General features: G+C 52.3%; 22 protein-coding genes. 10 read left to right on the top strand and 12 right to left on the bottom strand.

Annotated features, from left to right (window positions below; genetic code table 11):
• Positions 1–44: 44 nt before the first annotated feature.
• The 7 genes from J3P34_RS11020 to J3P34_RS10990 all read right to left on the bottom strand — a co-directional run bounded on the left by J3P34_RS11020 (position 45) and on the right by J3P34_RS10990 (position 12,628).
• Positions 45–1,628: a glycoside hydrolase family 32 protein gene (locus J3P34_RS11020; protein WP_210488695.1), complete on the bottom strand. Its 1,584-nt coding sequence runs from the start codon at positions 1,626–1,628 to the stop codon at positions 45–47.
• A 12-nt stretch (positions 1,629–1,640) separates the two neighbouring features.
• A complete protein-coding gene (locus tag J3P34_RS11015; RefSeq protein ID WP_210488692.1) occupies positions 1,641–2,543 on the bottom strand; it encodes a carbohydrate kinase family protein in 903 nt (300 codons plus the stop codon).
• A gap of 52 nt (positions 2,544–2,595) precedes the next feature.
• Positions 2,596–3,930: a sugar porter family MFS transporter gene (locus tag J3P34_RS11010; protein WP_210488690.1), complete on the bottom strand. Its 1,335-nt coding sequence runs from the start codon at positions 3,928–3,930 to the stop codon at positions 2,596–2,598.
• 168 nt (positions 3,931–4,098) lie between these two features.
• Positions 4,099–5,808 (bottom strand): RagB/SusD family nutrient uptake outer membrane protein, encoded by a 1,710-nt coding sequence (locus J3P34_RS11005; RefSeq protein WP_210488687.1) that lies wholly within the window; start codon positions 5,806–5,808, stop codon positions 4,099–4,101.
• A gap of 20 nt (positions 5,809–5,828) precedes the next feature.
• The gene (locus J3P34_RS11000) at positions 5,829–8,972 is read right to left on the bottom strand and encodes a SusC/RagA family TonB-linked outer membrane protein (protein ID WP_345890351.1); all 3,144 of its coding nucleotides are present in this window, start codon (positions 8,970–8,972) and stop codon (positions 5,829–5,831) included.
• Positions 8,973–9,871: 899 nt separating this feature from the next.
• Positions 9,872–10,312 (bottom strand): helix-turn-helix domain-containing protein, encoded by a 441-nt coding sequence (locus tag J3P34_RS10995; RefSeq protein ID WP_210488683.1) that lies wholly within the window; start codon positions 10,310–10,312, stop codon positions 9,872–9,874.
• 642 nt (positions 10,313–10,954) lie between these two features.
• On the bottom strand, positions 10,955–12,628 hold the full coding sequence (locus tag J3P34_RS10990; protein WP_210464723.1) for a L,D-transpeptidase family protein: 1,674 nt from the start codon (positions 12,626–12,628) through the stop codon (positions 10,955–10,957).
• Positions 12,629–12,908: 280 nt separating this feature from the next.
• Between J3P34_RS10990 and J3P34_RS10985 the strand changes: the two genes are divergently transcribed.
• Positions 12,909–14,717: a M1 family metallopeptidase gene (locus tag J3P34_RS10985; protein ID WP_210488681.1), complete on the top strand. Its 1,809-nt coding sequence runs from the start codon at positions 12,909–12,911 to the stop codon at positions 14,715–14,717.
• A gap of 80 nt (positions 14,718–14,797) precedes the next feature.
• Here J3P34_RS10985 and J3P34_RS10980 read toward each other — a convergent pair whose 3' ends face one another.
• A complete protein-coding gene (locus J3P34_RS10980; RefSeq protein WP_210464721.1) occupies positions 14,798–15,292 on the bottom strand; it encodes a YciE/YciF ferroxidase family protein in 495 nt (164 codons plus the stop codon).
• A gap of 179 nt (positions 15,293–15,471) precedes the next feature.
• On the opposite strand from J3P34_RS10980, the gene J3P34_RS10975 reads away from it, so the two are divergent.
• Positions 15,472–16,359: a cyanophycinase gene (locus tag J3P34_RS10975; protein WP_210488679.1), complete on the top strand. Its 888-nt coding sequence runs from the start codon at positions 15,472–15,474 to the stop codon at positions 16,357–16,359.
• A gap of 51 nt (positions 16,360–16,410) precedes the next feature.
• Here J3P34_RS10975 and J3P34_RS10970 read toward each other — a convergent pair whose 3' ends face one another.
• Entirely contained in the window at positions 16,411–17,352 is a 942-nt protein-coding gene (locus tag J3P34_RS10970) for an isoaspartyl peptidase/L-asparaginase family protein (RefSeq protein WP_210488677.1), read from the bottom strand.
• 188 nt (positions 17,353–17,540) lie between these two features.
• Between J3P34_RS10970 and J3P34_RS10965 the strand changes: the two genes are divergently transcribed.
• From J3P34_RS10965 to J3P34_RS10955, 3 genes are all read left to right on the top strand, one after another.
• A complete protein-coding gene (locus J3P34_RS10965) occupies positions 17,541–17,927 on the top strand; it encodes a DUF3127 domain-containing protein (RefSeq protein WP_210464718.1) in 387 nt (128 codons plus the stop codon).
• A gap of 145 nt (positions 17,928–18,072) precedes the next feature.
• Positions 18,073–18,921 carry an SDR family oxidoreductase gene (locus tag J3P34_RS10960; RefSeq protein ID WP_210488674.1) on the top strand — a complete coding sequence of 283 codons (849 nt, stop codon included), beginning with the start codon at positions 18,073–18,075 and terminating at the stop codon, positions 18,919–18,921.
• Positions 18,922–18,963: 42 nt separating this feature from the next.
• On the top strand, positions 18,964–19,587 hold the full coding sequence (locus tag J3P34_RS10955; protein ID WP_210488672.1) for an AlbA family DNA-binding domain-containing protein: 624 nt from the start codon (positions 18,964–18,966) through the stop codon (positions 19,585–19,587).
• Positions 19,588–19,603: 16 nt separating this feature from the next.
• Here J3P34_RS10955 and J3P34_RS10950 read toward each other — a convergent pair whose 3' ends face one another.
• From J3P34_RS10950 to J3P34_RS10940, 3 genes are read right to left on the bottom strand one after another with little or no spacing between them, the layout of a single operon-like run.
• A complete protein-coding gene (locus J3P34_RS10950; protein ID WP_210488670.1) occupies positions 19,604–19,792 on the bottom strand; it encodes a hypothetical protein in 189 nt (62 codons plus the stop codon).
• Positions 19,793–19,833: 41 nt separating this feature from the next.
• Positions 19,834–20,613, bottom strand: coding sequence for an ABC transporter permease (locus J3P34_RS10945; RefSeq protein ID WP_210488668.1), 780 nt, complete (start codon positions 20,611–20,613; stop codon positions 19,834–19,836).
• On the bottom strand, positions 20,613–21,575 hold the full coding sequence (locus J3P34_RS10940; protein ID WP_210488666.1) for an ABC transporter ATP-binding protein: 963 nt from the start codon (positions 21,573–21,575) through the stop codon (positions 20,613–20,615). Before J3P34_RS10940 ends, J3P34_RS10945 begins: the two co-directional genes overlap by 1 nt.
• Before the next feature lie 208 nt (positions 21,576–21,783).
• Here J3P34_RS10940 and J3P34_RS10935 point away from each other — a divergent pair, with 208 nt between their 5' ends.
• The 5 genes from J3P34_RS10935 (at position 21,784) to J3P34_RS10915 (ending at position 26,505) form a co-directional block, all read left to right on the top strand.
• Positions 21,784–22,830, top strand: a complete 1,047-nt coding sequence (locus tag J3P34_RS10935; RefSeq protein ID WP_210488664.1) for a sensor histidine kinase — start codon at positions 21,784–21,786, stop codon at positions 22,828–22,830.
• Positions 22,831–22,847: 17 nt separating this feature from the next.
• Complete coding sequence (locus J3P34_RS10930) at positions 22,848–23,576, top strand: LytR/AlgR family response regulator transcription factor (RefSeq protein ID WP_210488662.1); 729 nt, start codon at positions 22,848–22,850, stop codon at positions 23,574–23,576.
• A 526-nt stretch (positions 23,577–24,102) separates the two neighbouring features.
• Entirely contained in the window at positions 24,103–24,981 is an 879-nt protein-coding gene (gene dapA / locus J3P34_RS10925) for a 4-hydroxy-tetrahydrodipicolinate synthase (protein ID WP_210488660.1), read from the top strand.
• A gap of 31 nt (positions 24,982–25,012) precedes the next feature.
• Positions 25,013–25,969 carry an alpha/beta hydrolase gene (locus J3P34_RS10920; RefSeq protein WP_210488658.1) on the top strand — a complete coding sequence of 319 codons (957 nt, stop codon included), beginning with the start codon at positions 25,013–25,015 and terminating at the stop codon, positions 25,967–25,969.
• Positions 25,970–25,983: 14 nt separating this feature from the next.
• Positions 25,984–26,505 carry a hypothetical protein gene (locus tag J3P34_RS10915; protein ID WP_210488656.1) on the top strand — a complete coding sequence of 174 codons (522 nt, stop codon included), beginning with the start codon at positions 25,984–25,986 and terminating at the stop codon, positions 26,503–26,505.
• The last annotated feature ends 101 nt before the right edge of the window (positions 26,506–26,606 follow it).

Here is a 26,606-nt window from a genome sequence, read left to right as displayed (position 1 = left end):
GAAGGCTACTCCTATTATAAATAGATCATTTACTGAATGCGCTGTCACCGCCAGATAGACCGGAGCACGTGCACCTTACTTCCGTCCAGCACCCTGGCGCCTTTGGAAATCATCGCCACTTGGGTAAAATTCTCCGTTGGGAAAAAGATGTCGGTCATTACGCCTATGCCGTTGTTGGCAAAGACTTCTACGGAGGCCACATCCAGGAAAAGATGGAGCCGGAGTTGGTTGTTGTCCAGCGGAAGTGGTGCCGTGTGCCGGGCGGCAAACTCGGGTTTGAAGCTGGCTTTACCGGCTTTTGACCGGTCAATGAAGAGTTGCTGCGCTTTTTTAGAATACCCCACGTCCAGGTGCTCGCCTTTCCTGTTGGAGAACCGAAGCGTTACCTCATCAGAGGCGGCCATGTCCAGGTTCAGCTCCAGCTCCAGCAAAGGACTATCCAACCCGGCTGCCTGGTCCAGGTCCAGTTGATTTGTGAGCTGCTGGGCTTTTAGGGCCACCGTTTTAGAGCGAAGGGTCTGCAATTCCTTCACGGGTGTACTGGTGAGCCTATACCCTGCCGGTCTGCTTACCAACTTCAATTCACGGGGAATGGTCATGGCACTTCGCCAGGCCTCGGTAGGCACAACCTCAGCGTACTGCCAGTTGCTCATCCAGCCCAAAAACAACCGCCGGCCGTCAGTGGCAGGCACATTTGACCAGGTGACCCCGGCATAATTATCGGCTCCCTCATCTACCCACTGCGGCGTGGCCGGCTTCCGGTCCCACTGGAATTCCTTGCCGTTGAAGTTTCCCACGAAATACTGCGTGGCAGAACCGCCCTGCGGCCCACCGGGATTGATACTCACGAAAAGTACCCACTTTTGCTGGCCATCCACGGTCAACGGAAACAGGTCCGGGCACTCCCAGACGCCGCCGTGGTGCCCTATTCCCTTGCCCCCAAACTGGCTAAGCTTTTGCCAGCTGGTCAGGTTTTTGGAGCCGTAGAATTCAATGTGGTCTCCCACTGCCAAGGCCATCACCCATTGCTTGGAGGCATTGTGCCAGGAAACTTTTGGGTCCCGGAAGTCCTTTTGGCCGGGGTTGGGTAGCACCGGGTTTTTGGGGTATTTTTTCCAGGTTCGGCCATTATCAGTGCTAAAGGCAATTCCCTGGGTCTGGAAATCTTTACGGCCGGCCTTCTCCCCGGCGGTAAGATGGTAGGTGTAAATGGCGACCAGGGGCGGATTACTGGCGGTGCCCAGGCCGGAGGTATTCTGCTGGTCAAACACGGCGCTGCCCGAGAAAATAGTCCCCAGACTATCCGGGTAGAGGGCAATGGGCAGGTTCTCCCAACGCACCAGGTCTTTGCTCACGGCATGGCCCCAGTGCATAGGTCCCCAGACGGAGCTATCGGGGTGGTGTTGGTAAAACAAGTGAAACTCGCCGTTGTGGTACACCATGCCGTTGGGGTCATTCATCCATTTGGCGGGTGGCGAGAAGTGGAACTGCGGCCGGTGAGTTTCATTGTAGGAATTCTCATCCGCGGAGGTAACGGCCTGAACATGGGTTTCCTCTTTCTTGCTTTCCTTACAAGCGGTGCCAAGGAGTAAAAATATCCATAGGTAAAACGGGTATCGGAGTTTCATGGGATGACGGGTTTATGCTTTGGGAGCATTGTTAAGAATCAGTAGGCTTTCAGGATCAGAGGTGGAATATTCTGGGGTTGCCCCGGGCCGGGTAGCTACAAAAGCACCCACCGCGCTTGCTCGTTTCAGGGTTTCCTGGATGGGTTGCTGCTGAAGATAATTGCTCAGAAACGTGGCCAGAAAGGCATCTCCGCTCCCAATGGTATCGGCCACCTCCACTTTGAAGCCCGGATGCTCAAGATAGCCCTCTTCAGTAAGCGCGGCGGCGCCGTTTTCTCCCCGGGTCACAATCACCAACAGCAACCCGAATTTCTCTTTCACCGCCTGCATCTGCTCCTGCTCCCCACCCTCCTGCAGCCCGAACCATTCGGTGATCTCGGCCAGTTCCTGGTGATTCATCTTCACGATGTCAGCAAATTGAAGCAGAAGCCCTATCCGCTCCTGGTTGTAATAGGGCGGCCGAAGGTTGACATCAAAGACCCGAAGCTTCGCAAAGGGTAAATATTTCAGCAGAGTCTCCTGGGTGGTAGGGTTCCGGGCAGCCAGGCTGCCGTAGATGAAAACATCGCTGTGGGCTACCAGTCTGGCTACCTCCTCGTCATATTGGATGTAGTCCCAGGCCACGGGCTCCACTATCTTATAGGTGACCTCATTTTTGTTGCTGATGTTGGCTTTCACCACGCCGGTCAAATGCGTCTGCCCCGTTTGGATGTACAGGGTGGAAACCTTCTTCTCCTCCAGAAACGTCAGCAGCTCGCGCCCCAAATCATCGTTCCCCACCCGGCTGATCACCAGGGGCGAATACCCGTGGTAGGTAAGATGAATGGCGACATTCATGGGGGCCCCGCCCGGCATTTTCCCGGAGGGTAGCACGTCCCAGAGCGTTTCCCCAAAACAGATGATGCTTTGTTCCATAGAGGTGAGATCAGGTTAATTGAACTTCGTTTTCAGGCCGATTTCCCAAAAATCAATGAAAAACAACTTTCTGCTCCAGTTTCTCTAGGGAAGTTCCCTTGGTCTCGGGCATCATGCGCCAGACAAACAGCAGCTGCAGCAGCATCATAAAACTAAAGATCAGGAAGGTATTGCCCCCGCCCAGAGTCTCCGCGATGTACGGGAACGTAAACGCGATAAGCGCCGCCATAAACCAATGGGTGAAACTGCCCAAGGCCTGTCCCTGTGCCCGCACCTGGTTGGGAAAGATCTCGGAGATAAACACCCAGATCACCGCCCCTTGCGAGAACGCGAAAAAGGCAATGTACACAAACAGGTAAATAGGCACGGCAATGCTGTTGAACTCCTCCCGGTAGAACGCCTTGGCTACCAGGGCCAGGGTGATGATCAGGCCGCAGGACCCCACCAGCATGAGCACCCTCCGGCCAAACCGGTCAATGAAATTGATGGCCAGCAGGGTAAACACGAAATTGATAAACCCGATGCCGGCCGAAGAAAGCAAAGCCGAGCTTTTCCCCAGCCCCACCATTTCAAAGATGCGCGGCGCGTAGTAGATGATGGCATTAATCCCAGAGGCCTGGTTGAAAAAGGCAAACAGCACAGCCAGGGTCACCGGCAGCGAATACTTCCTGGAGAACAAAGGCGTCTTGTCTTTTCCGCCATGCTCGTCTTCCGCGGAATGCTGTATCTCATGCACCATCTGGTCAATGTTGGCGCCGGGGTTGGCGATGGCCAGGGTACCTTTCGCCTCTTCCACCCGGTTGCGCTTGATGATAAGCCAGCGCGGACTTTCGGGCACGAAGAAGATGGCCACTAGAAACAGGAAAGAGGGAAACGCCTGCACCCCCAGCATCCAGCGCCAGTCCTGATCACCGGCACCGCCAAAGAGGTAATTGGAGACATACGCAATCAAAATCCCCAGCACCACATTGAACTGAAACAACCCCACCAGCCTCCCGCGGTCTTTGGCCGGGGCAATCTCAGAGATATACAGCGGCGCAGTCACCGAGGAAACGCCCACCCCAATGCCGCCCAGAAACCGGAACACCAGAAAGAAGTACCAATTAGGCGCCAAAGCAGTGCCCAGCGAGGACAGCAGGTATAGCAAAGCAATGCCGTACAGGGTGGCTTTCCGCCCGAACTTATCAGAGGGCCAGCCCCCAAACAAGGCCCCGAAGACCGTTCCTATCAGCGCGATGGCCACCGTGAGTCCGTGCTCAAACACACTAAGACTCCAGAGCTGCTGGATCGCCTTTTCGGCCCCCGAGATAACGGCCGTGTCAAAGCCGAACAAAAAGCCTCCCAAGGCTACCACCACCGACCAAAAAAATACTTTTCTGCTTGACATATTTTCCAAGGATTAAGGTAGCCTCGTGGAGAGAACCGGTAATCAATCGGATCACTAATTCATTCCGGCGAGCTGATGTTCAGGTTGATAAGGTTAAACTAAGAAGAAAATCGCTGCCGTACCGAAATTTCTAAATTCCCGTTTTTGAGGTATTTTCGGGGAAACGCCTCAAAAACCTGGGTTCTGCTGATACAACCCTTTAGTGAATGTGATTTCCCTTTGCGGAATGGGCAGGTATTCATCTCTGCCGGCCGTAAAACGGGCATTATTCAGGAACGTTCTACGGGTTTTCTCTACCGCCAGGTAGGCGTTCAAGGTTGGTTCGGCTATTCCCCAGCGCACCAGGTCAAAGAAACGCGGACTCTCCATGGCAAACTCCAGCCGCCGTTCCCACTGCAAGGCCTGGCGGGCGTAGTCCTGGGTCCAGTTGGTGGCGGGATAGGGCCTGATCAGGTAATTGGAAGGATCGGTTCCATCGGCTTTTTTGGTCCGGCCGGTGCTTTGGGCCGCCCTTTGCCTGATCTGGTTAATCAACGGCAATGCCAGATCCTGTTGCCCCAATTCAATGTATGCCTCGGCCTGCCACAGCAACACATCGGCGTACCGGATGATGTCAATGTTTTTGGCCGTGCCAATGAAAGGGCCTTCCTTCTTGTAGCAGGGGCAGTCAGCGAGCTGCTGCTCCTTCATGCTTTGGAAAAACCCGTACACCCCGGGGTCCCTTACCCAGCTGTTACTGAACGGAATGGCCGGATTGTATTTATAGGGGTGCCCGTCAATACCGATGGTGTGGTCTACCCTTGGGTCTACCGTGGCCGTGGCAAAGTTGATAATGCCATTGTTGAACGTGTCAAACTTGGGCAGGCCGTTGGCATCGGTCCCGAAGGCGTTGGCCAGGTTCTGGCTGGGCTGGTGGAACCCGCAGCAGCCGTACTGTGGCGCCCCGTGCGGATAATTCAAGCCGGTCACCGTGCTGATCCTCCCCAAAGAAGTACCGTCATTGATGGAGTACTGAATGGCGAAGATTGACTCGGGACCGTTGTCATAGCCGTAGAGGAAGTTCTCCGCGAAGTCTGGTTGCAGAGCATATTTCCCCGAGCTGATGACCATCTGCGTGAGGTCCACTACCTCCTGCAACCGGGCGGAATTGATGTTCACCACCTGGTGCTGCTCGTTCTGTTCATATGCCTGGTACAGCCGCAACTTAGCCAGGTAAGCCGCCGCAGCAAACTTGTTGGCCCTTCCCACCTGGGGTTGGTTTTCGGGCAAGTTGTCCATGGCGAACTCAAAATCCTCTCCTATCTTACTCCATAGTTCGTCATTAGAGTACACCCTATTAGAAGTTTGCAGAATCTGCTCGGCGGTCATGGTTTCATCCACATACGGAATGTACTTGAAGAGAATCTTCAGCATGAAATAGGAATGTCCCCTCAGGAACCTGAGCTCGCCAAGCCGGGTGTTCTTCATGGGAAAATCTGCATCAGAGATGTTGTTTATGGTCCTGATTGCCAAATTCGCTCGGGAAATGGCCCGGTAGAAGTTTTCCCAGGTGTTGGGGTGCATAAAATTCAGGTTGGCCTGGGTGAGGTTGTACTGTTCATAGAAATTCACCTCTGCCACGTCGGCCACCCCGCCACCGCCTTTGTAGGCGTCATCGGACCGCACGCTGCCATAGACCCACATACTGGTCATAGGCCCAATCATGTCATCGTTTCCCACCCCGGCATAGGCCGCGTTGACCAGGGCCTCGGCGTTCTCAGGCGTGGTGACATCGCCCGCGGTAAGGGCCCCTTTCGGCTCGTAGTCCAGCATATCTTCGCAAGCCCCTAAAAAGCCCAGACTCGCTGCCAAGGTGATATAAATCCATCGTTTTGTCATGACTCACAGCTTCTAAAGGGTTAAAGCGATACGTTTACACCAAAAGAGAATGTCCGGGGAACGGGAATCACATCAATGCTGGTCCGCTCAGGGTCAGGGCCCTGAAATTCATTGCTTTTGATCCAGAAGACGTTATCTACCATGAAAAACACCCGCAGCTGCTGCAAGCCTATGAACCGGTTAATGGAGGTAGTGGGCAAACTATAGCCTATTTGGGCATTGCGCAGCTTGAAATAGGAGGTATTTACCAACAGGTAATCTGAGCTTCTGGTCTCGTTGTTGGCATCTGCTAGGGTAAGGGCGGGTACAGATGAACCCGGGTTCTGCGGAGTCCAGGCCCTGAACACCCCGGTTCCCACGTTATCACGACCCCTGATGAAGTCATTGTAGAAGGTATAGGGGTCATTGCCGGTACGGCCGGCCACCCCGGCCCCGAACAGGGATAGGTCAAAGTTCTTATAGCCCACGTCCACCCGAAGGCCATAGCTGAAGGAAGGCAGCAGCGTCCCGAAGAACTCCTGGTCCAGGTCATCAATTTTCCCGTCATCGTTCAGGTCCACATATCGGATACGGCCCGGAGCGGCGCCTACCTGACTGGCATGCGCATCCACTTCCTGTTGGTTCTGGAAAATGCCGTCAGTGCGGTAGCCAAACAAATCCAATTGAGACCTACCCAGAATGGTAGTCACGGCGTTGCCCGGGAAAGCAGACCGAACTTCTTCGGGCAGTTCTGTGATTTTGTCCCGGAAACGGAAAACATTGCCGGAAAGGGTGTACTTGAAGGGCTTGTCGGCGGGGCTGGTGTAAGCGGCCGATATCTCCCAGCCTTTGTTTGTTTTGGTGGCGCCGTTAACATACTTCAACTGGCCTTCACCCACTGCAGAGGCCACGGGTGGCTGAATCAGGATGTCTCGGGTCTCTCGGGTGAAATAATCAAAGGAACCGGTGATACTTCCATCCAGGAAGGAAAAGTCCAGGCCCAGGTTCAGTTCATCGGTTTCCTCCCATTTCAGGGCAGGATTCTCGGCCTGAATGGAGACGAAACCAGAGGGCAACGCCCCCGTGTTGGTGCCATTCAAATCATAGGCGGTTCCTACGTTCCAATACCGGTCAAAGAAATCATTGTGCCCACCGGGCACCTCAGAGGCTCTAGCCCCATACCTAGGCTCAAACAACCCAAAACGCGCCAAATCCCCGATGTCCTGGTTCCCGATCCGGCCAATACCGGCCCTTAGTTTCAGGCCACTGATCAGCGGCACCCCTTGCATGAAAGGTTCTTGGTCAATGCGCCACCCGATGGAAAAGGCCGGGAAAAACCCGAAGCGGTTTTCCACGCCAAAACGGGAGGAGCCGTCTCTGCGCAGCGTCACCGCAGCCAGGTATTTCTCCCCAAAGGCGTAATCAATACGCCCGAACTGGGACAAAAGCCTGCTCCCGGTGGAGCCCCCAATAGCATTGGTGTTACCAGAACCGGCGTTCAGTACAAAGTAATTTACGTTTTGGTTGGCGAAGTTCTCGCGGTAGGCAGTCACGTCATCGCCGTTGTCCCAAATGGCTTCAACACCGGCCAGGAAATTGAAGCGGTTCTGGCCCAGTTCCAACATGTACCGGGCGGTATTGGACCAGGTGATGCTGGAGAAGTTGGTGGTGGCCAGAGACAAACTGTTCAGGGACCTGGCAATAAACCCTTCAGTGAAGGATTTCTCAATGTTTCTGACCTTGTTTTGCGCAAAATCGCCGCCAACAGACGTTCTCAGAATCAATTGGTTTACCGGCTCCAGTTCGGCAAAGACATTCCCGAAGATAAAGGAACGGCGGGTGAAATCATCCTGGTTGATGTCCTGCATGTGCAAGGGGTTGTTCCGGTCTGAGTAACCAGAACCCAGGGGGCCGGCGTAGCGGCCATCGGTGGTATAGACGGGGATGGTGGGCGCAAGCGTGATGGCGGTACCCGGAGTCCAGGCGCTTCCCAGGTCCTGGGTGGCCAGGGTTTCCTTTGAACTTGCCACCTGGGCATTGACTCCCATCATGAACTTACCGTCAAACATGCTGGTGTTGGCATTGAGGCGGCCGCTGTACCGGTGGTAATTGGTAAAGGCCAGCATGCCTGAATTGTGTATGTACCCCAGGTTGATCAGAACCGAGGAATTGGGCGTGCCACCGGACAAGGTAAGATCGTTGTTGTTCACCCAGCCCACATCGTACATCACATCCTGCCAGTCTGTATCCCCCACAGGTACCTGCTGGTTTCCACCCACAAAGGGTTTGACGGTAACGCTGTTCAGCACCGGGTTATTGAAATCACCGTTCCAGTCAAAATCATAGATCTCGCCGTACCCCGATTCAGGATCCACGCGGTCGTTGACGGAGGCTTGCCAGAGCGCCCTGCCCCTTTCCACGGCATTCAGCATCTCAAAGCGCTGGGAATTCTCAGATTGCGCCGAGATGCTGGTGTTGAAGTTCACGTTGATCTTCCCGTCTGTATTGCCCCCGTTGCTGGTGGTCACAATAATAACGCCGTTGGAGGCCCGGGCCCCGTAAATGGAGGCCGAGGAGGCATCTTTCAGGACCTGCACCGAAGTAATGGCACTGGGGCTGATACTCTGGAAAACCTGTGTCCGCTTGGTAGGCACCCCGTCAATGATATACAGAGGGTCTGTGTTGCCCAGCGTGTTGACACCCCGCACCAAAATACGGCTGTTCTCCCCAGACGGAGTTCCCGTTTTCTCAATGTAAAGGCCTGCCACCCGGCCCTGCATGGCTTGCATGGGATTACCCGTACTCACACTGGCGGTTTTGATGGGGGCCATTTCCACAATTGCCACTGAACCAGTCAATTCCTCTTTTCTGGAGGAGGTATACCCCACCACCACTACCTCACCCAAGGTTTGGACATCGGTTTTTAGGGTGACGTTAATGGAAGTCTGGCCGTTGAGGGGTACCTCCTGGGTGGTGTAACTGATGAATGAGAAGACCAGCGTTGCGTTAGGATCAGGAACCCTTAAAGTGAAATCTCCATTTGCCCCCGTAGCGGTGCTAAGGGTAGAGCCTTTCACCAGTACCGTTACTCCAATCAAGGGTTCAGAGCTTTCATCCACTACTTTACCAGTGACAGTGACGCCCTGTGCTAAAACACCAAAAGGGATGAAAAGAATTATTACCAAAAAAAGTAAACCATTTTTCATGGGAAAACAGGTTTTGGAAGACTAGGCAGGAGAAGAGATAGGTTAACCAGAGCGGTTACAGGGAGCGGTATCTGTTTATACTACTCTATTGTATAAACACCAGAAGTTCTCTCTATATAGGATGGGGGAAGCCAAAATTGAAATGGCTTTTCAAAACAATACCAAAAGATACTTATAAAATTATAATTACCAAATTTTTACTGCCATTAAATTTTTGATTAGGTAAAATTTACACCTGGTTTTTACAAAATCTATATATGTCCTGAACTCAACTTTTATAAGTACCTCTAAGAACCTGCCCTTTTGTTTAACTTTTTTAATAATATGCTAAAAGCAGGAGACATTGATTACCCGGTGAAACTCTAGGTATAAGGTTTCAGAGCAGCCTGAACAGAACCCTTTATTTCAACCATAATGGTTTTGAAACCTGTGGTTAAAGCTTCTTTTAAGAGACAAATGCTGCTTGAGGAGGAATAGGTGACATTTCCATCCCGATGGTAATCGCCAAACCAAAAATTCTAACAGAGGAAAGTGAGAGGATACAGAAGGTTGTCATCCTTTTAACAAAGGACTACCGGTGCATTAACTTAAAAACCCTTTGAAGTACGGCATTCTTCCGAGGGGCCTTTTCCTATATATGAGTCAAGAATAAAATCTTGCCACCGGTTTATGAACTAGAGAAGGTACGTGTTTCTGTTTTATGCCTGCTTTTACCAAAAGAGGTTTAAAACCTAAGTTCTGCAAATTCTAATCTTTACCCCTTCAGACCGCAGCCATGAAATGCAGTTTCAGCAAACAGCATTAATACAATTCTAAAGCAGCTGAAGTGAGTAACCAGGTTTACACTTTCTAGATACTATTTCATTCTATTTTCACAATTACTTCGGGTCAAAGCTTTCAAAAGTACCGTCTGAATAAAACAGCAATACTTTGGTAAGTTGGCGCTGTATCCCTGTTTTTGATTTCTCAGGGGCCTTACCTTCCAGATTACCTGTTTGCACTTTAGAAAGACCAGCAGGTAAAGCCTCTTGTGGTTTTAGGTTAGCTGGCGTTTCCGAAAGTGAGGTTCCTGGCGCATGAGACTTCTTAGTCTCTCCTAATTTGCTTAGCATTTCGCCCTGACCCAGCAAAAGCCAACTTGGGCTGATTTCAGGAAACCTGGTCAGAATTTTCTGTACAACTTCCAAACTGGCTTTGTTTCTGGAAGAGAGAATATGGCTCAGCACGGGTCTTGCCAGGCCAATTTCATCTGCGAAAGCGGCCGGACCTAATGAACTCCAGCTTAATATTTCTGTAATCCTGGGCAGTAATTCTGACACGCCTTTATTTTTTATTGATCTCCGTTGGTTTGTTGAAGGTGCTTAGCGGCATAGATCTTCCTGATACTGATTGTTGATTAGTAAGCCTCTTTATCTAAACCGTTAATTTATTTCAAGCACACACCACTCTCAAAGTTAATGTTTTACAAATTTAATACCCACAAAACATGCTTGTAACTGAAATGCAATTTAACAAAATTAAACCCAGTTTACATTTGTTTTACAAATGTAAACTGGGTTTAATTTTGTTAAATTGCATACTTACGCCCAACTTTTCACTAATTGGATCAATAACACACCAGCAGTTTCCTTCTCTCCTGAGTTATCATCCTTAACTGCCAACCTGGCACACTCTTTCCTCCGGGGACTACTTCTGTATAATTGGGAAAATCACTAACAGGAACTTCCTACATCCTAAAGGTAGGTGGTCTAAAAGGTTGAAGAATCTTTCATGTTCTTTTTCACATGACTCAAAAGCAACAAAGAACTCATATAAGATATACAATTTAATTTAATTGCATTTAAGTAATACTTTCGTATTTAACACCAAAAACAAAAAGAAGAAGCCCCGGGGCTGCTCAAACTTTGAGCAGCCCCGGGGCTTCTTGGTATAGCCTTTCTTCTGGTCAGGCTTTCTTTAGATTATCTAAAGTAAGCCATTTCCAAATCGCGGTCATGTCCGTAGATATCATCCCGAAAATTCACAACTCCTTTATCATCAACCCAGGCAGTAAAGTACACAATGTACACCGGCACTTTGGCCGATAAGTTCACGTATTTCTCCTGCCCCCCATGCATGGCGGCATTGATGGCTGAGGGTGTCCATTGCTTCTGATCCTTCAACAGGTACTGGGCCAGTTCAAATGGTTTTTCTATCCGGATACATCCGTGGCTGAACCCGCGCTCCGTCTGGTTGAACAAATGGTCAGAAGGGGTGTCGTGCAGGTACACGTTGTGTTCGTTAGGGAAGATGAATTTCACAAAGCCCAGCGGGTTCTTCTTGCCCGGCCGTTGCCGCACGCGGTACTTGAAGTCTTTGTCAACAGAATACCAGTCTACCGAGGAAGGTGACATCACCTCAACTTTGTTGTTCCCGATGTCCTTCACCAACTCCATATCATTTCGGGCTAAGTAATTAGGGTTGTTCGCCTGGGCCGGGGCTATCTCTTCCTCCAAAATCTGAGGGGTGATGTTCCAGTAAGGGTAGAACACAATATACTCAAGTTTATCACTGAAGACGGGCGTGGCGTGCATCTCCTTTCCTACTACCACTTTCATGTTCATGACTTCCTTCCCTTTCTCCACCACGTGCAGCATGTACTCGGGAATGTTGATGAAAAGATAGCGGTCCTCGAAACGCTTGGGTACCCAGCGCCACCGTTCCATGTTCACAATGATCTGGTCAATTCTTTCCTCAATAGGAATGTTCATGACGCGCAGGGTCTCCCCTCCTACCACCGCGTCTGGTTTTAAACCATGCCGGATCTGGAAGTTCTTCACCGCGGTAGCCAGGGCATTGTCATACATTCTGTTCTGGGGAGTGTTCTCGGCTGGTTTACCCAGGATTCTGTGCCGAAGCGTCAGGACCGCCACCGCTGAGTCACCGGGTTTGATCATTTTACTAGCCAACTGGATTTTGGGCCAGCCACCTTGCTGCTTCACCTGCCGGTATTGCTTCAAGGCCTCGCGCAAGCGGATGTAGTCTGGGTGCAAAGCCTCAAACTCATAGTATGGGTAACGGCTCTCGCGTTCCTTCAGAATGGTTTGCAAAGCCTTATGGAGCTTGATCTTATTTTTCTTTACCTCCCATTCAATATTATCCATGCTGCGGGGGTCAACCGTGCCGCGGTAGAAATCGCTGGCATAGGTGAAATAAGAGGCCGTGAGGGTCACATCCAGTTCTTCCTGGAGTTTGTGCCGCACCGAGTCATTCTTGGCCTGCTCCAGGTTCTGGAACATCTGCTTCAGGTCTTTTCTGGCGTAGTCCTGCGGGTTCAAGCCTTCTTCGTGGGCTTTGTTCAGGACCTCCACAAATTTGTAGGCCTGGGGCACCAACTGGCCGTCTTTAAACCAGGCAAAGCGGTACTGCCGCTCCCGGTAAAAAAGCTTCATCAGGTCCAGATGTTTCTTGAATTCCTGGTCACTTTTGGTGAAAGTCACCACGTATACACTATCGGTCTGCTGCGGAAAGTCTTTGGCCGCCGCCAGGGCTACCTTCTTTTGCTGCTTATCCCCTGATTTGGCACAGGCGGTCATCACCATCAGGCCAATGAGGAAAAACAGGAAAAGAGGCATGAAAGGTCTATTTGATTTCATAAGGGTTGTTCCTATCATTGAATTGTAGTACTTATACTTGCCCAGGCCAGAAAAGTTAGACGTCAGAAACCTAATAAAATTGGATAAAAATAATAAAGCGGTACTTACATATAAGAAGCAGCAGATATTTACGCCTAAAGCCCTAAAGGCAGATTGACACGTAATAATATAGAACACCAAAGCGCTTCCGCTATTATCCTTGTGTTTATGTAAGAATAGGCTTTTAATTCTGGGTAAAGCATAGCATTGACAATGCCAACCATGAACAAAACCGTTGAAAATGGATTTTAACAACAATCAAGCATACACTTTCTCCAAAGACCCGCACAGTTTTTCAAACCCTAACCTTGCCAATGTGCACCACGTGGATTGGGACTTAAAAGTTGACTTCGATCAGAAAAAGATCTCCGGCTCAGGTGTGTACCACATCCGCCATCAGCAAGCCCCGGAAATTGTGTTGGACGTGCACCACCTAAGGATCATAGGCGCCTGGCTAGACGATGAGGAGCAACCCGAAGAATTTACCTTCACGGGTGAAAAGCCGTTTCTGGGCCAGGGTTTGCAAATCCCGCTTAAACCAGGCACGCAGAAAATCAGGCTTGCGTTTGAGACTACCCCAGCATCTGGGGCCTTGCAGTGGCTGGAACCTGAACAGACTGCCGGCAAAACGGAGCCTTTTCTGTTCACCCAGTCCCAGGCTATTTTGGCCAAAACCTGGCTCCCCTGTCAGGACAGTCCCAGCGTGAGGTTCACTTACACCGCCAGGGTGCAGGTCCCGCCCCACTTGTTGCCCCTCATGAGTGCAGAAAATCCGCAGGAGCAGAACAGCAGTGGCGCGTACTTTTTCCGGATGGACCAGCCTATTCCGTCTTACTTGTTGTCCTTGGCGGTAGGTGATTTGGCTTTCGCTCCATTAGGCGAGCGGTGCGGGGTGTACGCTGAGCCCTCCAGCCTGGAAGCTGCCGCCTATGAGTTCGCCGAAACGGAACAGATGCTGCTGGCCGCCGAGAACCTGTATGGACCTTACCGTTGGGGCCGCTATGACCTGCTGGTGCTTCCGCCCAGCTTCCCTTTTGGGGGGATGGAGAACCCTAAGCTCACCTTCGCCACACCTACCATCATCGCCGGAGACCGTTCGCTTACGAGTCTGGTGGCACATGAATTGGCCCATTCATGGTCGGGGAACCTGGTGACCAACGCCACCTGGAACGACTTCTGGCTTAATGAGGGCTTCACGGTGTACTTTGAGCGCCGCATCATGGAAGCGCTGTACGGCCAAGATTATGCCCAGATGCTTCATTGGCTGGGCTACCAGGATTTACGCCATACCCTGGAGGAACTGAGCGCAAAACCGCAGGACACCTTCCTCCAACTGAACCTTGAGAACCGCGACCCAGACGAAGGCCTGACCGAGATCGCCTATGAGAAAGGCAACCTGTTCCTTTGTCGCCTGGAGTCGCTGGTGGGCCGTTCCGGTTTTGATGCCTTTGTGAACGAATACTTCAGTACCTTCCAGTTCACATCAATGGACACGGCCCGTTTTGAGCAGTTTCTGGAAAAAGAGCTGATAAACGGAGATGAGGAACTGAAGCAAAAGGTCAACGCCTCTGCCTGGATTCATTCGCCGGGAATCCCGGAAGGTATTGCTCCGCAAAAAGCCAGGCTGTTTGAGAAAGTGGCCGCTGAACTGCAAAGATGGGAAAGCAGAACCCCGGCCCACCAGCTCGCCACCGAAAACTGGAGCACCCATGAATGGCTGTATTTCCTGAGCAACCTACCTAAGAACCTTAACCTGATTCAGATGCAGGAACTGGACGAGGCTTTTGGCTTCACCGCCTCGGGCAACGCCGAGATCCAGGCCGAATGGCTCAAACACAGTATCTGGCACGGGTACAAAGAAGCTTATCCGGCGCTGGAGGCATTCCTGGTGCGGGTTGGCCGACGCAAGTTCCTGTTGCCGCTGTACAAGGCTTTGCTGGAGACAGAAGAAGGCACTGGTTTGGCCGGGGAGATTTACCGGAAGGCGCGCCCCAACTACCACTCAGTTTCCACCAGCTCCCTTGATGCTTTGCTGCTGCAGACTCCCTGAGACAAAAACAGCGCAGCCCGCGGGACCTGTTCCGGCGGGCTGCGCTGTTTGGTGGGGTGTCTTTGGTGTGTAAAGGATGATTAGTGGTTCTCGGCTCTCCGGTTCACGGCGGTTTCCGCAATCATGGTGAGCTTCTCATCGGTCATTTTCTCCTCGTTCAGGATTTCCTTCAGGTGGTTCAGGACCTCGGTGTGACCCAGGAATTTGGCGTAGGTACAGGCGGTTCCGTAACCGGCAATCTCATAGTGCTCCACGCGCTGGGCGCAGGCAATGATACCAGCATCCATTACCTCCTGGTCAGCGTCATGCTTCATGAACTCACGGGCTTCTTTGATGATACCCTCCATGGCCATGCATTTCTCGCCGCCTCCACTAATGCCCAGAATTCTGAAACACTCCTCTAACCGGGCTATCTGCTGCTCTGTTTCCCGCATGTGGGTCTCCAGGGCAGTAGCCAGCTCGGGGCTGGAAACCATTTCCATCATTTCTGGCATCGCTTTCAACAGTTGCTGCTCAGCGTTATAGAGATCCTTCATCTGGTGGATGAACAAGTCATTCAAGGATGTTAATTTCATAGCTCTTTTATTTAGTTGAAAAATCAAGCGTGTCATTTTTATACGGTCCTGAAAGAGGGTAGTTCAAGGGTTTACCGAAGAATCTGGGCTTATTTATGCACTTTAAACCAGATGGTCCGTTACCAACAGAACACCGTATAAGCAGGCATCAAAACATTACAGGTAAAACAGTAGCATACATGACCAAACTTGAGCTAGCCCCCAAAGGCATTCTCATCGCCGTAGGCGGAAACGAAGACAAAGGCACCTACCCCCGGGATAAAAAGCAGTTTCACCTTAATTTCTTTGAACTGGGCATTCTGAAGCGCATTATTGATGCCATGGGCGGTAACGAGGCCCAGGTGGAAGTCATCACCACTGCGTCTATGATCCCCGAGGAATTGGGTGCGTTGTACCTGCACGCGTTTGAGGTTCTGGGCTGCAAAAAAGTGAGCGTGATGGATATACGGGATGAAAATGACGCCCAGAAGCCCGAGTACCTGGAGCGGCTGAAGAAGGCCAGCGGGGTCATGTTCACCGGCGGCGACCAGTCAAGGCTGTTCAGGATTTTCTCGGGCACCGCTTTTCACCACATTCTGCTGCACCGGTACCACCATGAGAATGGCTTTGTCATTGCGGGAACCAGCGCGGGCGCCATGGCCATGTCTGATATCATGATCAAAGGCGGCAGCAGCCAGCGGTCCCTTTTAAAAGGATCAGTGAAACTGGACCGCGGACTGGCCTTTCAGGAAAACGTCATTTTTGACTCGCATTTTGTAAAAAGGGGCAGATTTGGGCGGCTCATGGAAGCGGTGGCTACGCACCCGTTCAAGATAGGTATCGGGTTGGGTGAGGACACCGGCGTCATGATTACCCAGGGCAATGTCATTGAGACCATAGGGTCTAACCTGGTGATTGTGGTGGACGGGCACCACATCAAGCACAACAACACCTCCTACGCCGCCCCGGGCACCCCGCTCTCCATTGAGAACTTCCGGATGCACGTGCTCGCCTTCGGGAATTACTATGACATCCGGGAACGCCGTTTCTGCGTGGGCGCCAAGCAGCTGGCCAAAGAAACAGAATAAGCACCGCCTGGTTTTAGGGCCAATTTGCTGAAATTGGCATAGAAATAGGGTTTAGTCCTGGTAGATAGCTACCACTGGCTCCTGCCCTGCTACCCAGCTGCCCCGGTACATGCCCTCAGAATTGAATGGCAATGCCACGTTCCCCTGGGCATCCACCGCAATGAGGCCGCCTTCGCCGCCCAGCTTTTTCAGTTTGTCCATCACTACTAAGTCAGAGGCCTGGGTTAACGACAGCCCTTTGTATTCCATGAGGCAGGAAATGTCATAGGCCACCACACTGCGCATGAAGAACTCGCCGTGGCCGGTGCAGGAGACAGCGCAGGTGCGGTTATTAGCGTAGGTTCCCGCTCCTATAATGGGGGTGTCACCAATGCGGTTGAAGTTCTTATTGGTCATGCCGCCGGTAGAAGTAGCCGCCGCCAGGTTACCCTCCAGGTCCACCGCCACTGCCCCTACCGTCCCGAACTTCTTTTCCTTTGCCAGGGAGTGATCCAGCATGTACACGTCTGAGTCCCGAAGGGCCTGCCACTGGTCATAGCGCTGCTGGGTAAAGAAATAATCATCCGGCTCAAAGGCGATGCCTTGGTTCCGGGCAAACTCCTCGGCCCCTTGCTGGCACAGCAGCACGTGGTCTGAGTGACGCATGACCTCGCTGGCCAGTTTAATAGGGTTGCGCACGTTCCGCACCCCGGTAATCGCCCCGGCGCCCAGGGTCTTACCGTCCATGATGGCGGCGTCCATTTCATGGGTACCGCGCTTGTTGAACACAGAACCCCGCCCGGCGTTGAACAAGGGGCAATCTTCCAATGATACCACGGTGGCTTCCACCGCCGCCAGAGCAGATCCTCCCTTCTCCAGAATGGCATGGCCAATCTCCAGAGCCTGGTGCAGGGCCAGGCGGTATTCCTGATCCATTTGCAGGGTTAATGAGGCTCTGGTGATGGTTCCGGCGCCGCCGTGCAGGGCAAGGGCAAATCTTTGCTTGTTCTCCATAATTATGGTGTCCTTTATTTCAGACAGTTAAGATTAAGACCGGCCCTATAGGTGCTTTACAGCCCCGGGCGACTCTTCTGATTAGCCCGCGAAGGTTGATAAATTTAAGTCCGGTTGGGGGAATCTTAACCCTCTATTCTTTGTATATTTGTAGAGTTTACTTTACTAATCTATTAAAACTATCACCTATGTCTTTTGATGTACAGGGAAGATTGCACGAAATCTTTGACGAAACCCAAGTGAGCGAAAAATTCCGTAAACGCGAATTCGTTTTGGAGATCCCAGACGGCTCTTATACGCAATATGCCAAGTTTCAGCTTACCCAAGACAAGTGCGGTATTCTTGACAACTACAAAACAGGCGATGAAGTGAAGGTTGCTTTCAACCTGAGCGGTAAACCATTCACCAAGAACGGTACCACCATGTACTTCACCAACCTGCAGGCCTGGAGAGTAGAGCACGCCGGAAGCGCCGCCCAGCCGCAAGCATCAGGAAACCCTTATGCCCAGCAGCAGCCGGTTAAATCCAGCTCGTCTTTCATCAGCGATGACATGGACAACGATCTTCCTTTCTAAGTTTGATTTTTCCTTAGACCTTATAGAATGCGGCCCTAACAAGGCCGCATTTTTTATGCCCACAGGAATCCTGCACCGGAAGACAGCGAAAAGCAGCGTTTTTCCGTAGTGCCCATTATCCAGGGAAACTGGAGCAGCAGCGCACATGGCAACAGACAAAGAAGCAAAGGTAATGGTAGTCACCGGGGCAAGCTCCGGTATTGGAAAGGCCACCGCAGAGGCATTGGCCAAAGAAGGCGCCCACGTGGTGATGGTCTGCCGCAACGAGCAGAAGGGCCAGCAGGCCATGGCCGATATCAAAAAGAAGGTGCCCGATGCCTGCCTGAAACTCTACCTGGCAGACCTCTCCTCTTTAACAGAAGTGAGGCGCCTGGCCCAGGAACTGAAGGAGAACTACCCGGTTATTGACGTGCTCATCAACAACGCCGGCCTTATTCCCGGCCACCAGGAAACAACCGTAGACGGCTGGGAAATGGCCTGGGCCACAAACCACTTGGCGCCGTTCCTGCTCACCAACCTGCTCATGGACTCCCTGCTGGCCGCCGAGCAGGGCCGGGTGATCAACGTGACCTCAGAGGCCCACCGCCTGGGGCAGATAGATTTTGAACACGCCGGCAAGCCCGTGAAGTACAGCTCCATCACGGCATATGCAGACTCTAAGCTGGCCAACATCCATTTCACCTATGAGCTGGCCCGGCGCACCGAGTTCACTAACCTAACCGTCAACTGCCTGCACCCGGGCGTGGTGGCCACCAATTTCGGGAGCAACAGCAATTTTTTCATCAGGAGCCTTTTCCGGTTTAGCCGGCTTTTCATGAAATCACCCGAGAAAGGCGCCCAGACCACAATTTATCTGGCCACTTCTCCGTATCTAAAGTTTGTAAGCGGTAAGTACTTCAAAAACAGCAAACAGGTGAAATCCGCCGCAGATTCAAACAATGCCCACGTGGCCCGCCGCCTGTGGGACATCAGCGCGGAACAAACCGGTTTTTAGGCTGTTTTTGAGAAATCACCGCTAAAACAACACGTCCGTTACATGCAGGAAATGTATCTGTTGATTCTTCAGGGGGAAGGCGAGAAGTTGGAGTTCAAGAAAACCATCACCCACCCGGCCCGCATCGCGCGCACCCTGGTCTCCTTCGCCAATACCCGCGGCGGCCAGATCCTGGTGGGCGTGCAGGACAACGGTACCATCTGCGGCGCCGACCCCGAAGAGGAGAAATACACGCTTGACAAGGCCATTCATTCTTTCTGCGAACCGCCGGTGCACGTGATTTACGAAGAAGTAGACATGGACGAGGGCACCATCCTGAGGGTGATCATCCCGGAGAGCGAGACCAAACCGCATTTAGCCAAGGTGAAGGAAGATGACTGGCGCAGCTACATCAGGGTGAAAGACGAGAGCGTGCAGACAAGCAAACTGGTGGAGAAATCACTCACGCTGGAACCCGCCACCGAAACCATAGAAAATATCGTGGACCACCAGCAGCAGCGCATCCTGGAGTTGCTCAAAAGATATCGCAAACTCACCATCAAGGATTTCATGCACATGGCCAATTTGTCAAAACAAAGAGCCAAGCGCCTGTTGGTGTACATGGTGCTGCAAGGCCAGATAAGGATGCACGACAAAGAAAAAGAGCCGTTCTACACCTTAAGTTAGGCCAGAAAGCAATGCCTCATGGCCAGATGAAGGAGAAAAACCTGCTGTTCTGGGCCTCCTCTACTTTCTCCGGGGCGGACGCCTGGTAAATTAGTTCATTTACCTTTTCCTGGTGCTGCTCTAGGGCCAACTGCCCAGCTGCATCAAACAACGCAGAAGCCCAACCAATTGCCACTCCTACCCCAAGCGTAAATAATACTTTCATATAGTCTGTTTTGAAGGTGTTTTAAGAAAATGAGGCATAAACTACAGGATCTCGCGGCGGCAGGAATCCCATAACCCAACCAGGAAAAGCAAGCCGCTGCTGCCCAGGCTATACCACATCTGCGGAACGAACCATGTCGCACTTTTAGCCTGGAAAGCTATCGCCGAGAAAGTGGGCCAACTGTACGGATAGTACCCGATGTGCTCCCATCGCGACCCGATCAGGAATGCCAGCGTGAACAGAATGCCCAGGCCAATACTCATCCCGATGCTCCTGAACCTGAAACTGAGGCAAAACTGCAGTGTGAAGATGAAGAGCGAGCCCACAAAAATCCGGAAGGCGCCCAGGCTGATGCTCTGCACGTGGTAGTAGTTCTGGAAACCCAAATCAGGCCGGAGCCAGCCCAACAGGTATCCGCCGCCCAGCATGCCCAACCCAAACGTGACATAAGCCAGACTCACCAGCGCCAGCAGCAGCAGGTACTTGTTCAGAAACACCGACCACCGAGGCACCGGCAAGGCGTACAACTGCTTCCAACCCCCGGATTGGTGCTCGGTGCCGTTTACCAGGGCGGTGAGCAAGGCCAAAAACAAAGGCACCAGCAACTGCGCCGTCGCCATGAAATTGTTGCCCGCCCAGGCAAACCACGGATCAGAGCCAGGCTTCAGAATCAGGTGCCCCTTGAAGAAAAACACCAGGAAAGTCATGCCCACTACGGAGAGCGGCGCCAGCATCGCCAGCCTAAGGGCCCAAGTATGTTTTATTTTCAAGGCCTCCGCCGAAAGGCCTCGACGGACATAGAGGATTGCGGTAGTTGTCATCAGGTTTGCAGGACAGGTTGAAGTTGGGTTTTGGCTGAGGATTCAAGGACGGGAGCCTCGGTCATGGAAAGGAAGACCTCCTCCAGGCTTTGCGCGGTAAAAGCGAGGTTGTAAACCGCCACGCCGCCCTCTACTAGAAAATGGTTCAGAGCCGCAGCCTCTTCTTTTTCCTGCACCGCTACCCTCAGCCTTTGGGCATCCAGGGTTTCTACTGCATGCCCAATCCCTAGCAATATCTCATTTGCCAGCAACACATTACCCACTTCCACCTCAACGGTACTGGCTCTCTGCGTGGCTTTCTGCAGTTCCTGCACCCAACCCTGGAATCGTAACTGCCCCTGGTGGAGAATGCCCACGTGGGTTACCGTTTTCTCGATTTCGCTGAGCAGATGGCTGGACAGGAAAATGGTCTTGCCGTGCTCCTGGTTCAGTTCTTTGAGCAGTTCCCGCATCTCCCGGATGCCGCTGGGATCCAAGCCGTTCGTGGGCTCATCCAGGATCAACAACTCTGGGTCTGAGAGCAAAGCCAGCGCGATGCCCAGCCGCTGGCACATGCCCAGGGAATACTGTTTCACCGGCCGGTGGGCGTCTTGCCGCAGCCGTACAATCTCCAGCACCTCGTCTACCCGGCTTTTCTTCAGGCCCACCATCCTGCGCATGACCTCCAGATTGTCTCTCCCCGAAAGGTGCTTATACAGGCTGGGTGTCTCAATCAGGGCCCCAACCCTCTGCAGAACCTGCACCCGATGCCGTTCCAGTTCCTGCCCGAACAACCGGATGCTGCCCGCAGTAGGTTTTATAAGGCCTAGGAGCAAGCGGATGGTGGTGGTTTTGCCGGCGCCGTTGGGTCCCAGGAAGCCGTAGATGCTGCCTTGCGGGATTTCCAGGTGCAGGTCTTTGAGGATCTCAAGGGAGCCGTAGCGGCAACTGAGTTGATGGGTGGATATGAGCGGTTCTTTCATGGTCAGCCGGGTTGGATGGTCCAAAAGAACACCTTCTCTTCACTTGCCGCAACTAAACTATACCAACGGCCCCATAGCTGGGACCAACCCCATGATTTTCCCCCTCAACCCGTTCGTCGATACAAAACCGCGCTTGGTATAGTTCTTGGGATTTATGCGGGATAAGCTCCGCTGAATGGTTAGTTTTGGGCTTGTTTCTAAGAAAAAGATGAAAAAACAGCTTCCGCTTTTGTTGCACCTCTTGCTGTGGCTTGGTTTGCTGGGGCTTTCCCTCTGGGTTCACTTCGGGATTGACCAACTGGATCTGCCCTTGTCCTGGGTAGCCATGGATGTGGCGCAGACCTTCGCGTTTCACCTGGCGCTATTTTACTTCAACTGGTTTGTGCTGCTCCGGATTCTGGCCAAAGGCAACGTGCTAGGCTACGCGCTGGCGGTGGCGGCTACCTTGGCCTTATTTGCGGCGGTTCGCAGTCCTATTGAGGTTTTCCAGATCACCCAGGAAGCGAGCATCACCCCAAAGATAGCGGAGCAGATTGCCAAACACCCCAGCATGCTGGACTATAAGACCCACATGATCCAGCTGGGCGTGATGGGCCTGATGAACATCTTCCTGTGCTCTGCCCTCAAAGTCACCGGCGACTACCTCCGCACCGAACGGCGGCGCCAGGAACTGGAACTGCAGCATACCACCACAGAGCTTGACTTGCTCAAGGCCCAGGTAAACCCGCACTTTCTGTTCAACACGTTAAACAACATCTACTCACTCGCTTACCAGAACGCGCCATCCACCCCGGATGCCATTCTAAAGCTTTCCCTCCTGCTCCGCTACCAACTCTATGAAACCAACACGCCCGTGGTGCCACTGGCCCGCGAGTTGGAGCACGTTGAACACCTCTTGGACCTGCACCGCCTCCGGTTAACGCAACCAGAGTTGCTCACGCTGGAGGTCCATGGAGACGTTTCTGGGCTTTCACTGCCGCCCATGCTCTTGATGCCCTTGGTGGAGAACATGTTCAAGCACGGACTTTCCACGGCCCCCATGCAGGTGCAGGTATGTACCCAAGGCGGAACGCTGACCTTCACCACCAGAAACCGGATCAAAACCCTGGGCGGTACCTCGGAAAACTACGGCGGGATTGGCTTGCAGAACCTGAAACGGCGCCTGGAGCTCCTGTACCCAGGAGCCCACACCTTCTCTTGCCGCCAGGAGGACCAGGATTTTATCGCGGAACTCACCTTGACCAGACTTTCCTAAACCACTACCTTCACCAGATGCAACTGACCTGCCTCGCCATTGACGATGAACCGCTCGCGCTGGACATCATGCGCTCTTACATTGGGAAGATCCCGTTCCTGCAGCTCGTCCAGACGTGTTCCAGCGCCCTGGAGGCCATGGCGGTTTTGCAGCGACAACCGGTAGACCTGTTGTTCCTGGATATTGAGATGCCCGAGATCACCGGCGTACAGTTTGTGCAGTCGCTCTCCCACCGTCCGGCCGTCATCTTCACCACCGCCTATCCGCAGTACGCCCTGGATGGTTTCACCCTGGATGCGGTGGATTACCTGCTCAAACCTATCCCCTTTGACCGGTTCTTCAAGGCGGTGAACAAAGTCTATGAGCGCACCCAGCTGCAACCCGCCGCTCCCGTTCTTCCGCAGCCGGTTCAGGCCCCGACAGACAGCGAGGACTTCATCTTCGTGAAGGCAGATTACAAGACCCTACGGGTAAACCTCAAAGACATTCTCTTCATAGAAGGCCTCAAGGACTACGTGATCATCCACACCGTAACCCGGAAGATCATCACCCTCTTATCCATGAACAAGATCATGGAAAAACTGCCCGAGCTAGAGTTTGCGCGGGTGCATCGTTCCTACATCGTGTCGCTGGCGCACATTGAGAGTATTGAGAAAGGCCGCCTCAAAATAAGGAACCAAGAAATCCCCATCGGGGACAGTTACAAAGAGGTTTTTATGCGTTGGGTAGAGAGCAAGAACTTGTAGCGACGGGCGCGTTTGGGGTGTATTTTCCTAAATAGAGGCTCTAAACGCAAGGTTGTTTCTTTCTTCTACTTCTCTGGTTCAAGTTTTCAACTTGGACCTACCATGGTCTGTAGTTTGCAACTGCAGTGGGGCGACAGCCTCAGGAGAGGGCTTTGTTGATCAAGTTAAACAGTGCTTTTGCCAAGGAGAACAGAATGGGTTCAGAATAAAACAGACCTGGAGCCAACTGCCCTTTTATCATAGCACATTCTGGCGCAAGCGTCCGCTTGTGTCCGCACGCAATCCAGATCAAAAATGCGCCTGGTCACAAGCGGACGCTTGCGCCAGAAGAAGGACTCTGGCTTGAACTCTACTTTCCATGGCCCTTTTTGCTTGAATTTACTGGAAATTGTATTGGGCGCCTTTTCCTGAAAACAGCCCTAAAACATCTCTCCCCTTGCTCCAGAACAAACGTTCGTAGAGCATACTAATTACCGATGCAATCCTGTATCTTTGCCCGGTTTAAAAATTGAACAAACATACAGACATGCAAGCATTAAGAGGAACAGGTGTGGCCTTGGTAACTCCTTTCAAAGCCGATCTTTCCGTTGACATAGAAGCCTTCGGTAGACTGATTGATTTCAACCTTGACAATGGCGTGGATTACCTGGTGGTGAACGGTACCACCGGTGAATCGGTGACCACTTCCCCGGAGGAAAAAACCCAGTTGCTGGCTTTCGCGAAGGAACAGATTGCGGGCCGCAAACCACTGGTGTACGGCCTGGGCAGCAATGACACCAACTATGTGCTGGAGCAACTTAAGAAGATAGATTTCACCGGCGTAGATGCCATCCTTTCCGTTTGCCCTTACTATAACAAGCCCTCGCAGGAAGGAGTTTTCCTGCATTACACCTCCATCGCCGATGCCTCTCCGGTGCCGGTGATTTTATACAACGTGCCCGGCAGAACTGGCATCAACATCTCGGCGGCTACCACCCTGCGCCTGGCCCAGCACCCCAACATCATTGGCACTAAAGACGCCAGCGCCAACATGGAACAGTACATGACCATTCTGGAGGCAAGACCTGAGGGGTTCCTAGTGATCTCCGGTGATGACATGCACACCGTGCCGTTGATCTCAGTGGGCGGCGATGGCATTATCTCGGTTCTGGGCAATGCTTTTCCGGCCCGTTTCAGCCGCATGACGCGCCTGGCCTTGGAAGGTAACTTCACCGAGGCCGGCGTCCTGCAACGCTCCTTCGGGAAAATCAACCCGCTCATGTACGAGGAAGCCAACCCTGTGGGCATTAAACTGGCCCTGAAGGAAGCGGGTATCTGCGAGCCCTTCGTACGCCTGCCCCTGGCCCCTGCTTCTGCCAGCCTGGTGGAACGCGTGCAGGCTGCCGCCGCTCCGCTTTTAGGCTAAGACTGTTTTAAGCCTAGATTTAGATAAACTGATGAAAAACACCCTGCTGCTGGCGCTTCTGCTCTTTTTGTTACTGGTGAAAACCTATGCCCAAACAGAAGCGCCGGCAGCCGGGGTGCCTATCGAACTGAATACCCAAAAAGGCACCATCAAGGGCACGCTGCTCTCTCCGGCATCTGACGGGAAAGTACCTGTAGTGCTTCTCCTTTCCGGCTCCGGCCCCACCGACCGCGATGGCAACAACCCCGCCATGAAAAATAACAGCCTGAAAATGGTGGCCGAGGCACTTTATGCCCAGGGAATTGCCTCAGTGCGGTTTGACAAACGCGGCATTGCAGCCAGCAAAGAGGCCGCCATGTCTGAGTTCGATCTCCGGTTTGACCATTACGTGCAGGATGCCGCCGCCTGTATACAGAAACTGAAGGCAGATACCCGATTCAGCAAAGTAGTGGTACTAGGCCACAGCGAAGGCTCTTTGATTGGCATGATCGCTGCCCGCCAAGCCCAGGCCGATGCTTTTATCTCCATCGCCGGTGCCGGCCAATCCGCTGATAAAGTCATCCGGCAGCAATTACAGGGACAACCACCCATGGTAAAAGAGGCCGCTTTCCCTATCCTGGACCAACTTGCCCAAGGAAAAGCCGTGCCGGAGGTTAACCCCATGCTGGCAGCCTTGTTCCGGCCCAGTGTGCAGCCGTATCTCATCTCTTGGTTCAGGTATGACCCGCAGACAGAGATAGCCAAACTGAAGATTCCGGTATTGGTTGTCCAGGGAACGGCTGATCTGCAGGTGAGCGTGCAGGATGCCAATTATCTTGTTGGTGCGGCAGCCAAAGGCAAACTGGTTACTGTTGAGAACATGAACCACGTGCTCAAAGAAACCACCTCCGACCGGAACGCCAACATCAGCACCTATTCCAATCCTACTCTACCGCTTGCCGCACCGCTTATACCTGCGTTGGTGACGTTTGTAAAGGCGGTTAAGTAGCGTAGATTCAGGCCGTGAGAAGATTATTCAGAACTTACCACAGGCAATTCAACTTCGAAATTAAACAGCCGAAGAGACTGATTCTGGAGTATATCTCACACCAAAAGAACCGGCAGAAAAGCTTCCTAGACATGCTCACCGCCTTTCCTCTCGACTTCAGCCAAGTCAGCATCAAAGGAGATTATTTAATAGAGATCACTATACCAACAACAGGGAGGATTGTGATTTCCCTCAATAACAATCAGGACAGGTTGAGCACTCGAATAGATGCTGAGATAATCCCTTACTACAAAGGGAACATTTGTGGGCTATACTTCTTAACGTTTTTTCTCAGCCTGCTCTCAACCATCGGCCTGATACTACATACCAATTGGTTAACGGTGGCTGCCATTCTGTGCTCTTGGGCTGTATTCATGATAATTTTCCACTTGAGAATTGTCTGGAACAGAGACCAATTAAGGGAGAAGTTAGAAGCTTTTGTAAGGGATATAAGGCTACAAACAGGCAAAACGAAATCCAGTTATAAGTCCTCCTGAAAGGAATTTCAACGAACGGCAAATCCTCTTCTAGGCACGGAAGTAACTTCCGCGCCTTATTGAAGCAAACGTTTTAAAGTTTCCCCGCAGCGCAGAATCAA

Origin of the sequence: Rufibacter aurantiacus (assembly GCF_017916345.1) — a bacterium.
GTDB classification, from domain to species: domain Bacteria; phylum Bacteroidota; class Bacteroidia; order Cytophagales; family Hymenobacteraceae; genus Nibribacter; species Nibribacter roseolus.
Note: the sequence above shows the minus strand (reverse complement) of the source record. Positions and strands in the feature narration are given on the sequence as shown.

Excerpts from the sequence above, each read along its gene's own strand:
- J3P34_RS10930 (WP_210488662.1), top strand. The coding sequence starts at position 22,848 with ATGCAACTGACCTGCCTCGCCATTGACGATGAACCGCTCGCGCTGGAC.
- J3P34_RS10955 (WP_210488672.1), top strand. The coding sequence starts at position 18,964 with ATGCAGGAAATGTATCTGTTGATTCTTCAGGGGGAAGGCGAGAAGTTG.
- J3P34_RS10990 (WP_210464723.1), bottom strand. The coding sequence starts at position 12,628 with ATGAAATCAAATAGACCTTTCATGCCTCTTTTCCTGTTTTTCCTCATT.
- J3P34_RS10975 (WP_210488679.1), top strand. The coding sequence starts at position 15,472 with ATGACCAAACTTGAGCTAGCCCCCAAAGGCATTCTCATCGCCGTAGGC.
- J3P34_RS11010 (WP_210488690.1), bottom strand. The coding sequence starts at position 3,930 with ATGTCAAGCAGAAAAGTATTTTTTTGGTCGGTGGTGGTAGCCTTGGGA.
- J3P34_RS10920 (WP_210488658.1), top strand. The coding sequence starts at position 25,013 with ATGAAAAACACCCTGCTGCTGGCGCTTCTGCTCTTTTTGTTACTGGTG.
- J3P34_RS10980 (WP_210464721.1), bottom strand. The coding sequence starts at position 15,292 with ATGAAATTAACATCCTTGAATGACTTGTTCATCCACCAGATGAAGGAT.
- J3P34_RS10965 (WP_210464718.1), top strand. The coding sequence starts at position 17,541 with ATGTCTTTTGATGTACAGGGAAGATTGCACGAAATCTTTGACGAAACC.
- J3P34_RS10950 (WP_210488670.1), bottom strand. The coding sequence starts at position 19,792 with ATGAAAGTATTATTTACGCTTGGGGTAGGAGTGGCAATTGGTTGGGCT.
- J3P34_RS10940 (WP_210488666.1), bottom strand. The coding sequence starts at position 21,575 with ATGAAAGAACCGCTCATATCCACCCATCAACTCAGTTGCCGCTACGGC.
- dapA (WP_210488660.1), top strand. The coding sequence starts at position 24,103 with ATGCAAGCATTAAGAGGAACAGGTGTGGCCTTGGTAACTCCTTTCAAA.
- J3P34_RS10970 (WP_210488677.1), bottom strand. The coding sequence starts at position 17,352 with ATGGAGAACAAGCAAAGATTTGCCCTTGCCCTGCACGGCGGCGCCGGA.
- J3P34_RS10935 (WP_210488664.1), top strand. The coding sequence starts at position 21,784 with ATGAAAAAACAGCTTCCGCTTTTGTTGCACCTCTTGCTGTGGCTTGGT.
- J3P34_RS10945 (WP_210488668.1), bottom strand. The coding sequence starts at position 20,613 with ATGACAACTACCGCAATCCTCTATGTCCGTCGAGGCCTTTCGGCGGAG.
- J3P34_RS11015 (WP_210488692.1), bottom strand. The coding sequence starts at position 2,543 with ATGGAACAAAGCATCATCTGTTTTGGGGAAACGCTCTGGGACGTGCTA.
- J3P34_RS10985 (WP_210488681.1), top strand. The coding sequence starts at position 12,909 with ATGGATTTTAACAACAATCAAGCATACACTTTCTCCAAAGACCCGCAC.
- J3P34_RS11005 (WP_210488687.1), bottom strand. The coding sequence starts at position 5,808 with ATGACAAAACGATGGATTTATATCACCTTGGCAGCGAGTCTGGGCTTT.
- J3P34_RS11020 (WP_210488695.1), bottom strand. The coding sequence starts at position 1,628 with ATGAAACTCCGATACCCGTTTTACCTATGGATATTTTTACTCCTTGGC.
- J3P34_RS10960 (WP_210488674.1), top strand. The coding sequence starts at position 18,073 with ATGGCAACAGACAAAGAAGCAAAGGTAATGGTAGTCACCGGGGCAAGC.